The sequence below is a fragment of the Tumebacillus algifaecis genome, assembly GCF_002243515.1.
Classification (GTDB): Bacteria; Bacillota; Bacilli; order Tumebacillales; family Tumebacillaceae; genus Tumebacillus_A; species Tumebacillus_A algifaecis.
Map to the genome: position 1 here is coordinate 1541825 of NZ_CP022657.1, position 14278 is coordinate 1556102.

Genomic DNA, 14278 nt, shown 5'->3' on the forward strand with positions numbered 1-14278 from the left:
GCGGTTTTTGGCATGGGGAACTTGTCAAGAGAATGGATCTGACGAAACGATGCGATCACATCGCTATTTTCTTGCTGGTGGTCTCGACGCAAACGAACTATGATATGATGAAGAGAAGGAATACATAGAAAAGTGAGGGAAAATCATGAAAAATTTGAGTCAAACGTGGAATCTGGAAACGTTCTTTGCTGGCGGTTCAGAGTCTCCGGAGCTTGTTGCCTACCTCGATCAATTGGAAGGGAACATCGAGGGGCTTGCGGGTCAGATTGCCACGCTCAGTGAATCGAATAACGTGGATGCATGGGGCTCTGTGCTGGCCGTTATGCAACAGGCTAACTCCGACCTGCGCTATGTGATGAGTTTCTCCGGCTGCCTGTTGGCACAGGATGTCAAAGACCAGCAGGCGAAGATCGTTCAGGGCCGCATCGCTAAACTGTCGGCGTCGCTGGGCGCTGCGATGACCGTGCTTGATAAGCAGATTCTCACCGTCGATGAGCAAGCATGGCAGGCGCTGTTGCAAGACGAGCGCGTGCAACCGATCTCGTTTTGGTTGATCGAGCGCCGTCAGAACGCATTCAGCAAAATGGCACCGGATCTGGAAGCGCTGGGTGGCGATCTCGCAGTCGATGGCTATCATGCATGGGGCAACCTGTACAACACGCTGATCGGCCGCATGTCGATCAAGGTGGAGAAAGACGGCGAAGTCAAGGAGCTGTCGATCGGCCAGGCACAAAACATGTACTCCGGCACTCCGGATCGCGAAGTGCGCAAAGCGGTGTTTGCGGCGTGGGAAGAAGCGTTTGCACAGAGCGAGGAGCTGTTTGCAGCCAACCTCAACCATCTCGGAGGCTTCCGCTGGGCGCTGTACAAATCGCGCGGCTGGGATTCGATCCTCAAAGAGCCGTGTGACATCAACCGCATGTCCCGCGCCACCCTCGATGTGATGTGGGATGTGATCGACAAGAACAAAGATACGTTTGTGCAATTCCTCGACCGCAAAGCGGAGCTGATCGGCGTTGACAAGTTGAGCTACTATGACCTGTATGCATCGACATCGACGGCGAAGACTTCTTATACCTATGATGAAGGGGCGAACTTCATCGTCGAGCAGTTTGCAGAGTTCTCTCCCGATTTTGCAGCGTTCGCCAAGCGTGCATTTGAGCAGAGCTGGATCGAGGCGGAAGATCGCCCAGGCAAACGTCCAGGTGGGTTCTGCGCCGGGTTCCCAGGCAAGAACGAGACTCGCATTTTCATGACGTATGACGACTCGATGGGTGCGGTGTCCACGTTGGCACATGAACTTGGGCACGCGTACCACGCGCACGTGATGGGCGACATGCCGTTCTTCACTCGCATGTACGCGATGAACGTGGCGGAAACCGCTTCGACGTTTGCCGAAACGCTGGTCACTTCGGCTGCAGTTCGTAGCGCGAAATCGGACGATGAGAAGATTGCCCTGCTGGAAGAGAAAGTGTCCGGTTCGATCGCGATGTACATGGACATCCATTCCCGGTTCATCTTTGAAAACAATTTCTACGATGAGCGCAAAAAGGGTCTAGTCAGTGCAGAGCGCTTGAACGAACTGATGGTGGAAGCACAGAAGAAGGCGTACCGCGATTCTTTGGAATTGTACCATCCGCGCTTCTGGGCGTCGAAGTTGCACTTCTACTCCACCTCGGTTCCGTTCTACAACTTCCCATACACCTTCGGCTACCTGTTCTCGACCGGCGTGTACGCGCTGGCGTTGCAGGAAGGTCCGTCGTTTGCCGACAAGTATGTGGCACTGCTTCGCGATACGGCGAGCATGACGGTCGAGGAACTGGCGCAAAAGCATCTCGGCGTCGATCTGACTCAGCCGGAGTTCTGGCAAAATGCGGTCGATATCACCGTGCAAGACGCGAAAGAATTCCTGCGTTTGACCGCAGGCAAAGTGGCTACGAAGTAATCGCAAGACCTTGTGCTGGATCAGCACAAGGTCTTTTTGTATAAAGCGCACCGAGCCCTAACATTCGTCGCACTCAACCTGCATAATAGTGGAACGCTCAACTGCATGTAAGAACAATTGTCCCACCTGTGCAGGTGGGGCTTTTTTACGCCGTTCTAATATGTTATTATTTATTAATATTAAGGAGAGTGATGAGATGATCGTTCGGAGTCAAGCTACGCCAAAAATGCAAGCTTCCAAGGTCGAATCTGCCCAGGCAAAGCGAGTCTCATCTGCCTCGTCGTATGCGCATCACACGCTGCTGCAGATGCAAAAAGCGTATGGCAATCGCGCCACCGCTCAACTGTTACAAACGCGGATGCAAAACACCAAACCGATCCAAGCCAAACTGCAAGTTGGAGATGAGGAGTACGATCCAGATATTGCTCCGCTTTCAAAATGGGGATTTACAGCGGAGGAGAAACTGCTTTATCAATATATGATTGACGCGGGGACGTCAGATTTCACTTTTGCTGACCGTGGAGAGATGTTTACGTTTGTGCGAAGGCTTGCTCCGATCTTTGCGAAAGATAAGGCGTTGTTTGATAACGGCATAAACAGCGAATTTTGGGCGAAAGTGATCGAGCACGAAAAAGACGGGCATTCTTTAGCGCGGCACGGCCCACAGATGACCGAACAAAAGCTGAAAGATCGACTGACCACCGGATATATAGGGTCTGATTTTGCTCCTGCGGGAGATGAAGGATATGCGACCAGTTTTGAATCCTATGGTGATTATCTGGTCACACAGGCGGCCGCGCAGTCCCATATCAATACGGCGTACCAAAATACGGTCAGCCTGTTAAAACCGCTCATCGATGACTATGAAGATAAGATCAAAAATTTTGATGTTACGGATCGTAAGGGTACCTTTAAATTCCTGGACGAGGCGAAAAAAAAGAGGCAAGCACTCTCAAGAGCGATCAAGGACAACAATTTGAACAACCCAGTAGCGACTGCAAGTCATTTGCTTCCGGTCGCGATGATCGCTTCGGTGATTGGGAGTTCAACGCCAAAAGTAGGCGATGGACTGTTGATGGTGAACTTTTTTGATCGTTATAAATTTGTCTTGAGTCATGCCCAGGCGGTGGGCAAGGGGCAGCGCGTACAACCTGCGGAGATCTCGAATCCCCAAAGCACAATTCGCAATCCGAAATATACGACCGGCAAACAATCTCCGTTGTGGAACGAATCACAGCTGCAATCGATGGGAGCCATTCAGAATACCTGTACGACATTTAATCCGCCCAATGTGAGCTTTTCTTATACCGCACAGCTCGAACAATGGAAGATGCCCCAGCATTTCCCCGACAACGGCGCTGTTGGCTGGAGGGGCTAAATGGGATGAAAAAGAGGCACCTGCACTTGGCAGGCGCCTCTTTTTGCGTTAAACGTTAAAATACCGGGCTTGTGGATGGGAGAAGACCATCGCCGAGACGGACGCTTCCGGGTCCATCATGAACCCTTCGGTGAGCTCGACTCCGATGTCTTGCGGTTTTAGCAAGCGGAACAGCTGCGCTTGATCGTCGAGACTTGGGCACGCCGGATAGCCAAAAGAGACGCGAATGCCTTGATAGCGGGCACCGAAGCGCTCGTTCATCGTCATCTCCGGCGGATCGGGGATGCCCCACGCATCGCGCATGATGTGGTGCACGCGTTCTGCGAACGCTTCCGCTAGCTCCAACGCCAACGCTTGCAGAGAGTGGGAACGCAAGTAGTGGCCCTCATGTTTCCACTTCGTAGACAGCTCATGGATACCTTGTCCGGCGGTGACGACGAGAAAACCGACCTGATCCATTTCGCCACTTTCTACGGGGCGCAAGAAATCGCTCAAACAGAGGTGTGGCGCTTGCGGCTGGCGCGGAAAACGGAACGACTCCAACACCTTGGAGGTGTCCTGCGGGTCGTAGATGCGAATTTCATCGCCTGCCGATTGCGCTGGGAAGTAGCGGTACATGCCCTGTGGACGGATGATACCTGTCGTTTTGGCCAGTTCGAGCAGTTCTTCCACGACGGTGTGCAGTTCGGTCGCTTTCGGGTCGCCGTCTTTGAGCAGTTGCTCGACGTTTCCTTTCAAACCGAGGTGCTTGCCGAGCAGCATCCGCAGGTTGAGGTACGGTTGAAGGTGGGAGATCGGATAATCGCGCAACACGTGACGCTCAAAGTCGGGAGCTGGGATGATCGGGTGGTGATGGGTGATCGAAGAGCGCACCGACTCGCTCGGCGCGGTGACAGCCGCTTGCTCTACCGTTTCCAGCGTTTGTGAGAGCGCAGCTTCGCGTTGTTTTTGGGCGAGTCGTTCGCGCTCTTCCGGCTTACAAAGACGGTTGGCGATGTCGAGGCCGTCCATCGCATCTTTGGCAAAGAGCACCAGCCCTTTGTATTCCGGCGCGATGCGGTTTGACGTAAACTTGCGGGTCAGGGCGGCACCGCCGACGAGCAGGGGCACATCGATGCCTGCTGCACGCAAATCTTGTGCGGTGATCACCATCTGCTGCGCCGATTTGACGAGCAGACCGGAGAGGCCGATCGCATCGGGCTGTTCGAGGCGAGCCGCTTGGATCAATTGATCTGGTGGAACTTTGATCCCGAGGTTGACCACATGAAATCCGTTGTTGGAGAGGATGATTTCCACGAGGTTTTTACCGATGTCATGCACGTCGCCTTTGACGGTGGCGAGCAAGATTTTGCCTTTGTGTGATCCATCCTGTTTTTCCATGTACGGTTCGAGGAAGGCGACGGCCGCTTTCATCACTTCAGCGCTCTGTAGCACTTCCGCGACGATCAGTTCGTTTTGGTTGAACAGCCGCCCGACCTCTTCCATCCCTGCCATCAGCGGTCCGTTGATAATTTCCAGTGGCGGGTAGTTTTGAAGCGCTTCTTCGAGGTCGGCGATCAATCCTTCCTTGCTGCCCTCTACCACGTAGTTGCCGAGGCGCTCTTCCAGCGTCATGTTGGAGACGGCGACCGTCTGCGTCACTTTTTTCTCCCGATAAAACGCGGTGAACTGCGCCAATTTTTCATCGGTGATGTGGAAGAGCAGGTCTTCGGACAGCGTGCGCTCCTCTTCTGGGATCGAGGCATAGCGCTCCAGTTTTTCGGAGTTGACGATCGCATAGTCCAGCCCTGCTTTGGTGCAGTGGTAGAGAAAGACGGCGTTCAACACTTCGCGCCCTGCGGCCGGAAGTCCGAAGGAAACGTTGGAGACGCCAAGGATCGTCTGGCACTCCGGCAGCGCTGCTTTGATCAGACGGATGCCTTCGATCGTCTCTTTTGCGGAACCGATGTACTGCTCATCGCCGGTGCCGCACGGGAAGACGAGCGGGTCGAAGATCAGGTCTTGCGGGTTCAGACCGTACTTGCCGACGAGCAGGTCGTAGGAGCGTTTGGCCACTTCCAATTTGCGTTCGCGGGTAACCGCCATGCCCTGCTCATCGATGGTGCCCACCACCACGGCGGCGCCGTATTTTTTGATCAGCGGCACAACTTCCGCAAATTTTGCTTCGCCATCTTCGAGGTTGATCGAGTTTAAGATCGCTTTGCCTTGCGAGTATTTCAGGGCGAGGTCAAAAACGGTCGGGTCGGTCGAGTCGATCATCAGCGGCGTTTTCACTTTTTTGGTCACGAAGTTAAGGAACGCGCTCATATCTTGGTGCTCATCGCGGTCGGGGTCTTGCAGGCAGACGTCGATCACATGCGCACCCTTTTTGACTTGGGCGCGAGCGACTTCAGAAGCTTCCTCATATTTGCCTTCGACGATCAAGTTGCGAAATTTGCGCGAACCGAGCACGTTGGTGCGCTCACCGACGATCAGCGGGCGGTTGTCCGGTTCGATGAACAGCGCTTCGATGCCGGAGACGGCCGGAGCGTGATGCGGATTGCTGACCCGAGGCGGGAGGTCTTGTAGCGCTTCGTGAATCGCGCGGATATGGTCAGGCGTCGTGCCGCAGCAGCCGCCTGCCACGTTGAGCCAGCCTTGTTCTGCGAAGCCGCGCAGCTTTTTGGCAAGCCCAATCGGCGATTCGTGGTAGTGGCCGTTTTCGTCGGGAAGCCCGGCGTTCGGGTAGCAGGAGACGGCGCACTGGGCCAGGTCGGACAGCGAGCGCAGGTGGTCGCGCATGAACTCAGGTCCGGTGGCGCAGTTCAGTCCGATGGATATCGGTTTTACATGCTCAAGCGAGATATAGAACGATTCGATGTTCTGTCCGGCAAGCGTCGTGCCCATCGGTTCAATCGTGCCGGAGATCATCACCGGAAGCTCTTGTTGCAACTCTTGAAACGCAAGGCCGAGGCCAATGCTGGCAGCTTTTACGTTCAGCGTGTCTTGGATGGTTTCTAACAGCAACACGTCAGCACCCGCTTGAACCAGCGCGCGGGCCTGAACCGCATACGTTTCGACCAGTTCGTCAAACGTGATGCCGCCCGTGACAGACAGCGCCTTGGTGGTCGGTCCGATCGCACCGGCCACATAGCGCGGCCACTCCGGAGTTGAGAACTTATCTACAGCTGCGCGGGCGAGGCGCACCGCTTCGCTGTTGATCAGTTCGGTCTTGTCTTGAAGGTCGTATTCGGCGAGGACGAGTGAGGTCGCACCAAATGTGTTCGTTTCAATGATGTCGGCGCCTGCTTCCAGATATGCTTCATGAATTTTCTGAATCACATCGGGGCGGGTCAGGACGAGATTTTCATTACAACCGTCTAGATCCTCACCGCCAAAATCGTCTGGGGTCAGGTTTTCCTGTTGCAGCATCGTACCCATCGCTCCGTCGAGGATGAGGATTTTGCGGGTGAGTTGGGTTTGAATCGGTACTCGGCTCTGGCTCATAGGAAAGCTGCCTCCTTTGCTTTACATACAAAAAAACCTCTTCTCGGGCATTCCAAGAAGAGGGTAGCGTTCCATTTGCATACGTGTCCTCTCTTATCTGCCAAAGCGCATAGCTTTGCTGGAATTAGCACCTGTAACACGGTTGCCGAGGCTTCGCAGGGCCAGTTCCCTCCGCCTCTCTGGATAAGAGTTCAAGTCATTTTGTTGTTGGACTGATACTATCACCTTTGAAACGTATGTGTCAATGGATTGTTTTATGTTCGTCCGCATAGAGATGAGTACAGGGAAAGGAGGAAGCGGAATGGCGATGAAGATTCGCGGCGCGAAGAAGCGAGTCAACTGGCGCTTTATTTTCTTTGCCCTGCTCGTCATGTTCGTGTTTTCGATCGTGCAGTCGATCTACTTTGTGGAGCACAATCTGCACCCCACTTTTGTTAAAATCGCGGAGGAGAACTCGCGGCATATCGCGACGGAGGCGATCAACAACTCGATTGCGGAGCGGATTTCGGAGGAGACGAACTACAACAAATTGGTCGATTTGAAAACGAATGCTGGCGGCAAGGTGACCGCTGGGTATTTTAACATGATTGAGGCGTCGCGCATTCAAAACGATGTGACCAAAAGCATTCAGACGGTCCTGCACAGCCTACAGGAGAAAAAGTTGTACATTCCGGCTGGGCAGGCGTTTGGCTCCGCCTTTCTATCTCAGTTCGGACCTGATATTCCGGTGACGATCAAGCCAGTCGGAACGATCAAATCCGAAATCGGCTGGGAGACGCGGGATCAGGGAATCAATCAGACGGTGCACATCTTGTATCTGGATATCAATGTGCATACGTCTGTCATCATTCCGTTCTCAACCACGCCATCCGACGTGCGGACGAAAGTGCCGATCGCCTACGTGTTTCTGGTGGGCGAGGTACCGCAGATGGTTTTCAATGCGAAAGGGGAAACGATCGGCCAGACGACCTCCAGCCAAGGGATGCCGATGCCTTCCATTCAACTGCCCAAGCTGAATGATGACGACGAGGAGGAATAGCAACGTGTACGGCGCGGGAAAAGATGGTACGATAGTGTCAGTATGATCGAGGCAGGAGGACATCGCGATGGACAGGGAAGCAATAATCGCAGCAGCGGAACAATTTGTACAACAGGAATTGGGCTCGGACAGCTCCGGTCATGACTACTGGCACATCTTTCGCGTCTGGCAGACAGCGAAGAAGATCGGGCAGGTAGAAGGAGCAGACCTCTTCATCGTCGAACTGGCTGCGCTGTTGCATGATCTGGCCGATGAGAAGCTTAACGAGAGCGAGGCGGCCGGGCTCGCCAAGGTGCGCGGTTGGCTGGAAGCGCAGGACGTGGCAGTAGAAGAGGTAGATCATGTGATGGAGATCATCTCGACGATGTCTTTTAAAGGTGGGAACAAGCCGGGCATGCGGACGCTGGAAGGGGCGGTGGTGCAGGATGCGGACCGCCTCGATGCGCTGGGTGCGGTCGGAATCGCCCGCACGTTTGCCTATTCGGGGGCAAAAGGGCAGTTGCCCCATGATCCGCAGCTCAAGCCGCGCACCGACATGACGGCGCAGGAATATCGCCAAGGCAAGTCTACCGCGATCAACCATTTCTATGAAAAGCTGCTAAAGTTAAAAGAGTTGATGAACACCGCTTATGGTCGTCAGATGGCCGAGGGGCGGCATCGGGTGATGGAAGCGTTTTTGGAACAGTTTTACGCGGAATGGGAGGGGCAGCGGTGAGCAAAAATGCGCGCTGCGAATAGAATGAAAGTAGAGATGTAACATAGGTCACATACTTCGCTTTCCACGATGCCTATACTAAGTGTAAAATAAATACAAGATGCGGCGCATCACATCGCATGAGTCGGAATTCTTCCGCCTATACTAGTTGTGTATGCGCAGTTATCTCATTTGGAAGAACGAAATGGAGGCTACTCAAAATGGAAGATCTTCGCGCACGCGTTCAAGAAGCGCTTGACAAAGTCCGCCCGGGTCTGCAAGCAGACGGCGGCGACGCAGAATTGGTAGAAGTTGCTGATGGGATCGCAAAAATTCGTATGACCGGCGCTTGCGGCGGTTGCCCGATGTCCACGATGACCCTGAAAATGGGAATCGAGCGTACGATCCGCGCAACTGTACCGGAAATCACAGAAGTAGTCGCAGTCTAAATCTTTTTACTGTACGGAGGTATGAACCATGGCATCTGACGCAATCTTGACCATCACCGATGCGAATTTTGCAGAAACGATCAAGAACTCGGAGACTCCGATCTTGGTTGATTTCTGGGCAACTTGGTGCGGCCCGTGCCGCATGCTCGCTCCGGTACTTGAAGATGTATCAACAGAAACAGCTGGCAAGCTGTCGATCGGTAAGCTGAACATCGACGAAAACCAAGCGACCACCCAACAATTTGGCGTTATGTCCATCCCGACGATGCTCGTCTTCAAAGGCGGCGAAGTCGTGAAGACGATCGTGGGCTACAAGTCCAAAAACGACCTGCTTAACGAGCTGGAATCTGTAATTTAAGTGGGACATCCAACAAGGCACCGTGCAAACGGTGCTTTTTTGGTGTGATCTGCGCGAAAATGCGCAAAAGAAAACACCGTTGCCTCGTGGCAGCGGTGTTTTTGTGTGATTGGTGCTTAGAGTTTGGAGAAAGCGCGATCAGCTCCGAGCAAGGTGGAGGCGATGTCTTCTGGTGTGTGGGCTGTGGAGATGAACCAAGCCTCGTATTTTGAAGGTGCAAGCAGGATACCTTCTTCCAATAAAAGGTGGAAGAAGCGGGCAAATTTTTCACCGTCTGCCTGTTTCGCATCGTCATAGTTTTTCACTTCTTGGTCGGTAAAGTACATCGCAAACGCTCCGCCAACGCGGTTGACTGTGACTTTGTGCCCATATTTGCGCGCCGACTGCATCAAACCGCTTGCCAGCAGACGACCGAGGTCGCTCATGCGGTCATACGTGCCTGGTTTTTGCAATTCTTCCAAACAGGCGATCCCTGCCGCGATCGACGCGGGGTTGCCCGCCATCGTGCCAGCCTGATAGGCAGGTCCTAAAGGAGCGACCTGCTCCATGATGTCTACGCGGCCACCGTACGCACCGATCGGCAGACCGCCGCCGATGATCTTGCCAAGCGCCGTCATGTCGGGCGTCACGCCGAGCAAATTTTGTGCACCACCATACATGAAGCGGAACGCTGTGATCACTTCGTCATAGATCACCAGCGCGCCATGTTGATGTGTCAATTCGTTAACGCCTTGCAGAAAACCGGACTCTGGCGCCACGATGCCAAAATTGCCGACGATCGGCTCGACCAGCACAGCGGCCACCTGATCGCCCCATTTTTCCAGCGCTGCTTCATATGCTTTGAGATCGTTAAACGGTACGGTGATCACGTCCTCTGCGATCGACTGCGGAATCCCTGCCGAATCGGGAATGCCGAGCGTCGAAGGGCCGGAGCCAGCTGCGACCAGCACGAGGTCGGAGTGGCCGTGGTAGCAACCTGCAAATTTCATGATCTTGGTGCGCCCTGTGTAGGCTCGAGCTACGCGGATACAGGTCATCACCGCTTCGGTGCCGGAGTTGACGAAGCGGACTTTTTCCATGGAAGGAATCGCTTCTTTCAGCATTTTCGCCAAATCGATCTCCAGCGTCGTCGGTGTCCCGTACAGCACGCCCGTGTGGGCGGCGCGCGAAATCGCTTCGGCCACATGCTTGTTGCCGTGGCCGTGGATCAGCGGACCATACGCTGCGAGATAGTCTATGTATCGGTTGCCGTCCACATCATACAGATAAGCACCTTCCCCTTTTTCCATGAAGACAGGGGCACCGCCGCCGACCGCTTTGAACGAGCGGGAAGGAGAGTTGACGCCGCCGACGATCGCTTGTTGTGCTTCTTCATAATATCGTTCCGAGTTGGAATGGTTGAGTTTTGCCATGATGTTTCTCCACCTTTCTTGTCCAGTCCTTATCGTACCAAAAAATCGAACGACCGACATTCCTATTTTACAGCCTCCGAAAGATGTACCAAACAATGGAGTAGAACGGAGGAAACAAAGTTGAAAGCAAAGTGGAACAAAATCATCTGGATCACCGCCCCGATTCTCGTCGCCGGGTCGGTCTATGTGTTTACGAATGCAGCGGCGTCCAATGAGGACAACGGAATCACCGGCACGCTCGTCAGTTCGGAGGCGTTGAGCGAAGCGGAACTGGCAGCGCTTCAGTCGGCCCAACCCGCTCCGGCTCCGGCTTCGAGCGTTGATCTGGAGTCGATCAACCCATTCACCGTCTATACGCCGCCCGCTTCCGTCGCAACCACCACCGCTACACCACCAGCCACTCCGGTTGTGGCAGCAGCGCCCTTTTCGCTTCAGAACGTGTCCAAGCTGAAGTTGAAGACGCAGACCACCTTGGGCGAGGTCAAACTGGACTTCAAAGCGGAGGACGGCAAACGAAAGCTGACCGGAAAAATAGGGGATCGCGAAATCAAAATCGAAGGTGAGCAGGCACTGCAAGTGCTGAATCAGCTGTTGGAAAATCTCGGCCTGCAAGATTCGATGACCACGCTGCTCCGCGGGGAGGACGTCAAGCTCGACACGACGCTGGCTGGTGCGCTGATGGGTCTTGAGATCGATTTGAAAGATGGTCGCAAGATCGAGACCAAACCGTCGAAGGGCAAGAGCCCGAAAGCGGAGGGACGTCATGACAATGGCAACCACTACGGCTGGGACAAAGAACAGAAGGAGAAAGAGAAGAAAGCGAAAGAAAAAGAAAAGGAGCAGAAAGGCAAAGGGAAAGACAAAGGCGGGCAACAGGATCAAGATGAACAGGGCGAAGACGAGTAATTGTCGTTCGCAACCCATAGCAACTGCCGTCCGCATAAGCGGGCGGCAGTTCTTGCGTTTTAAAACTTTTGAAAATCAGCTAGAATGGTAAGATAGTGAAACGCAAGAAGAGGATGTGATCGGTTTGGAAAAGCGAGGCACGGAGCTTCTGCGCGGCTTGCCCGCCGTGCATCGGCTGCTCGACCATCCGCACTGCCGTCAACTGGCCGCAACGCACGGACAAAAGCTATTGTCTGCGGCGGCAGGTGAGGTGATCGGCGAAGTGCGCGCCCGAATTTTGCAAGGGGAGACGGTTGTTGAGACCGATCTGGACCTGCTGGCTGATCGGGTGGCAGAACGTGTGCAACGGCAGTTTGAAATGAACTATCGGGCGGTGGTCAACGCAACCGGAGTGGTCCTGCACACCAATTTGGGACGAGCACCGCTGGCCGAAGTTGCGGTGGCCGCGATTGAACGCACCGCAAGAGGGTATAACAATGTGGAGTTGAATCTGCAAACTGGCGAACGTGGCTCCCGCTATGAACATGTGGAACAACTGATCTGTGAGCTAACAGGTGCGGAAGCGGCGCTTGTCGTCAACAACAACGCAGCGGCCGTCCTGCTTGTGCTGACCGAACTCGCCAAAGGAAAAAGCGTGATCATCTCGCGCGGGCAAATGGTCGAAATCGGCGGTTCCTTCCGCGTTTCGGAAGTGATGAAAGCAAGCGGTGCCCACCTTGTCGAAGTCGGTACCACCAACAAGACGCACGAGTATGATTACGAGCGGGCGATCGACGACGATACCGCGCTGATCTTGCGCGTGCACACTAGTAACTTCCGACTGGTCGGTTTCACCCATCAACCGGAGCTGTCCGATTTGGTGGCGCTGGCTCACGCGCGCAATGTTCCGGTCTATGAAGACTTGGGCTCCGGCACGCTGTTCGACCTGCGGGCCCACGGCATCGGCGACGAACCGACTGTGCGCGAAACGGTGCGAGCGGGCGTGGACGTCTGCTCTTTTTCCGGGGATAAACTGCTCGGTGCGACACAGGCCGGAATTATTGTCGGCAAGCAGGAATACATAAAACGAATCAAGAAAAACCAATTGACCCGCGCTCTACGCGTGGACAAGTTAACGCTAGCCGCTCTGGAAGCGACGTTACGCCTGTACCTCGATGAAGATCGGGCCAAGCGCGACATTCCGACCTTGTGGATGATGCTGCGCACCGAGGAGTCGATGAGTCCAGAGGCGGAACGTCTGCGGGCAGGTCTAGCGGCTGTGTTTGGCGATCAGGCTGAAGTGGCTGTCGAACCTGGCTTGTCACAGGTAGGTGGAGGCTCTCTGCCGACAGAAGAACTGCCCACGTGGCATGTGACGGTGCGCTCCCGCCAGTTTTCGCTCAATCGATTGGAGCAAGCGCTTCGTCAGGTTACACTTCCAGTGCTGACGACTATGCGAAAGGAGGCGATCCATTTCGATGTCCGAACGATCTTCCCACGAGAAATCGACCAAGTTGTCGCAAGCGTCCGTGACGCCTTCGCAAGGCTCGGGTGATGCTGTGCTGCCAAGCGAGCAGGTGCGACTGACCTTGCTGACCGAAAAAGCTGGCTGAGGCTGCAAAATCGGCCCGGCCGATCTGGCGCAAGTTTTGCGTCATCTCCCTCCAAATGTTCCAAATGCAAATCTGATCGTCGGAATCGACACCTCCGACGATGCGGGTGTTTATAAGCTGAATGACGATACGGCGCTGGTTCAGACAGTCGACTATTTTACACCGGTCGTCGATGACCCGTATATGTTTGGCGCGATTGCGGCAGCAAATGCGCTGTCTGACGTGTATGCGATGGGCGGGACGCCGCTGACGGTCTTGAACATCGTCGGTTTCCCGATCGCTAAGCTGGACAAAAAAATCCTTGCCGAAATCCTGCGCGGTGGCGCTGACAAGGTGCGCGAAGCGGGTGCGGTGATCGCTGGCGGTCACTCGATCGACGATACCGACCCGAAATTTGGCATGGCGGTAACCGGAACCGTCCACCCGGACAAGGTGTGGACCAATGCTGGTGCCAAGCCGGGCGACAAGCTGATCTTGACCAAGCCGATCGGCGTAGGCATCGTAACCACGGCGATCAAGCGCGGGAAGGCGTCGCCCGAACTGATCAAGCTGGTCGAAACGACGATGGCCGCGCTGAACAAAGTGGCAGCGGAGACGGCAAAGGAGTTCACCGTCCACGGCTGCACCGATGTTACCGGATTTGGACTCGCTGGTCATGCGCTCGAGATGGCACGCGGTGCCAACGCGGGCATCGTGTTGTACGCCTCACAGGTGCCACTTTTGCCCGACACCCGTGAGTTGGTTGAGCAAAAGGTGTATCCAGGCGGTACGGTGCGCAACATCGACTGGGTCAAGGACGATGTGCACTACCGCGAAGGGGTGGATGAAACCACGAAGATCATCCTCTGCGACGCGGTAACCTCTGGCGGATTGCTGCTCGCCGTGCCTGCAGAAGAGGCTGAGCAACTCCTCCAAAAACTACAGGAGCGCGGTATTGCGGCAGCCTCCATCATAGGCGAAGTGGTCGCCGATCACCCGCGCCAACTCACCGTTCGTCCGTAACGAACAGCAAAAGGGGA

At 54.7% G+C, this 14278-nt stretch carries 11 protein-coding genes and 1 riboswitch; of the genes, 9 read left to right on the forward strand and 2 right to left on the reverse strand.

Features of this window, described 5'->3' with window-relative positions; translation table 11 throughout:
• Positions 1–145: 145 nt before the first annotated feature.
• Together CIG75_RS06775 and CIG75_RS06780 are read left to right on the forward strand one after the other, a co-directional pair.
• Complete coding sequence (locus CIG75_RS06775; protein ID WP_094235955.1) at positions 146–1945, forward strand: M3 family oligoendopeptidase; 1800 nt, start codon at positions 146–148, stop codon at positions 1943–1945.
• Between the two features lie 88 nt (positions 1946–2033).
• Positions 2034–3323 (forward strand): hypothetical protein, encoded by a 1290-nt coding sequence (locus tag CIG75_RS06780; protein WP_157729428.1) that lies wholly within the window; start codon positions 2034–2036, stop codon positions 3321–3323.
• Between the two features lie 48 nt (positions 3324–3371).
• Here the strand turns inward: CIG75_RS06780 and metH are convergent, their stop codons facing one another.
• A complete protein-coding gene (metH, locus tag CIG75_RS06785; protein WP_094235957.1) occupies positions 3372–6809 on the reverse strand; it encodes a methionine synthase in 3438 nt (1145 codons plus the stop codon).
• A 90-nt stretch (positions 6810–6899) separates the two neighbouring features.
• Positions 6900–6999: riboswitch (SAM riboswitch) on the reverse strand.
• 111 nt (positions 7000–7110) lie between these two features.
• Here metH and yunB point away from each other — a divergent pair.
• From yunB to trxA, 4 genes are all read left to right on the forward strand, one after another.
• Entirely contained in the window at positions 7111–7848 is a 738-nt protein-coding gene (gene yunB, locus CIG75_RS06790) for a sporulation protein YunB (RefSeq protein ID WP_157729429.1), read from the forward strand.
• A gap of 67 nt (positions 7849–7915) precedes the next feature.
• A complete protein-coding gene (locus CIG75_RS06795; protein ID WP_094235959.1) occupies positions 7916–8563 on the forward strand; it encodes an HD domain-containing protein in 648 nt (215 codons plus the stop codon).
• A gap of 200 nt (positions 8564–8763) precedes the next feature.
• Positions 8764–8991: a NifU family protein gene (locus CIG75_RS06800; protein WP_094235960.1), complete on the forward strand. Its 228-nt coding sequence runs from the start codon at positions 8764–8766 to the stop codon at positions 8989–8991.
• A 28-nt stretch (positions 8992–9019) separates the two neighbouring features.
• On the forward strand, positions 9020–9349 hold the full coding sequence (trxA, locus tag CIG75_RS06805; RefSeq protein ID WP_094235961.1) for a thioredoxin: 330 nt from the start codon (positions 9020–9022) through the stop codon (positions 9347–9349).
• Positions 9350–9465: 116 nt separating this feature from the next.
• Here trxA and CIG75_RS06810 read toward each other — a convergent pair whose 3' ends face one another.
• Positions 9466–10761 (reverse strand): glutamate-1-semialdehyde 2,1-aminomutase, encoded by a 1296-nt coding sequence (locus tag CIG75_RS06810; protein ID WP_094235962.1) that lies wholly within the window; start codon positions 10759–10761, stop codon positions 9466–9468.
• Between the two features lie 120 nt (positions 10762–10881).
• Here CIG75_RS06810 and CIG75_RS06815 point away from each other — a divergent pair, with 120 nt between their 5' ends.
• The 3 genes from CIG75_RS06815 (at position 10882) to selD (ending at position 14261) form a co-directional block, all read left to right on the forward strand.
• The gene (locus CIG75_RS06815; RefSeq protein ID WP_094235963.1) at positions 10882–11667 is read left to right on the forward strand and encodes a hypothetical protein; all 786 of its coding nucleotides are present in this window, start codon (positions 10882–10884) and stop codon (positions 11665–11667) included.
• Between the two features lie 124 nt (positions 11668–11791).
• The gene (gene selA / locus CIG75_RS06820; protein WP_407701274.1) at positions 11792–13201 is read left to right on the forward strand and encodes an L-seryl-tRNA(Sec) selenium transferase; all 1410 of its coding nucleotides are present in this window, start codon (positions 11792–11794) and stop codon (positions 13199–13201) included.
• 4 nt (positions 13202–13205) lie between these two features.
• The gene (gene selD, locus CIG75_RS06825) at positions 13206–14261 is read left to right on the forward strand and encodes a selenide, water dikinase SelD (RefSeq protein WP_094238361.1); all 1056 of its coding nucleotides are present in this window, start codon (positions 13206–13208) and stop codon (positions 14259–14261) included.
• Positions 14262–14278 lie beyond the last annotated feature (17 nt).

Excerpts from the sequence above, each read along its gene's own strand:
- metH (WP_094235957.1), bottom strand. The coding sequence starts at position 6,809 with ATGAGCCAGAGCCGAGTACCGATTCAAACCCAACTCACCCGCAAAATC.
- trxA (WP_094235961.1), top strand. The coding sequence starts at position 9,020 with ATGGCATCTGACGCAATCTTGACCATCACCGATGCGAATTTTGCAGAA.
- CIG75_RS06775 (WP_094235955.1), top strand. The coding sequence starts at position 146 with ATGAAAAATTTGAGTCAAACGTGGAATCTGGAAACGTTCTTTGCTGGC.
- CIG75_RS06800 (WP_094235960.1), top strand. The coding sequence starts at position 8,764 with ATGGAAGATCTTCGCGCACGCGTTCAAGAAGCGCTTGACAAAGTCCGC.
- CIG75_RS06795 (WP_094235959.1), top strand. The coding sequence starts at position 7,916 with ATGGACAGGGAAGCAATAATCGCAGCAGCGGAACAATTTGTACAACAG.
- CIG75_RS06810 (WP_094235962.1), bottom strand. The coding sequence starts at position 10,761 with ATGGCAAAACTCAACCATTCCAACTCGGAACGATATTATGAAGAAGCA.
- yunB (WP_157729429.1), top strand. The coding sequence starts at position 7,111 with ATGGCGATGAAGATTCGCGGCGCGAAGAAGCGAGTCAACTGGCGCTTT.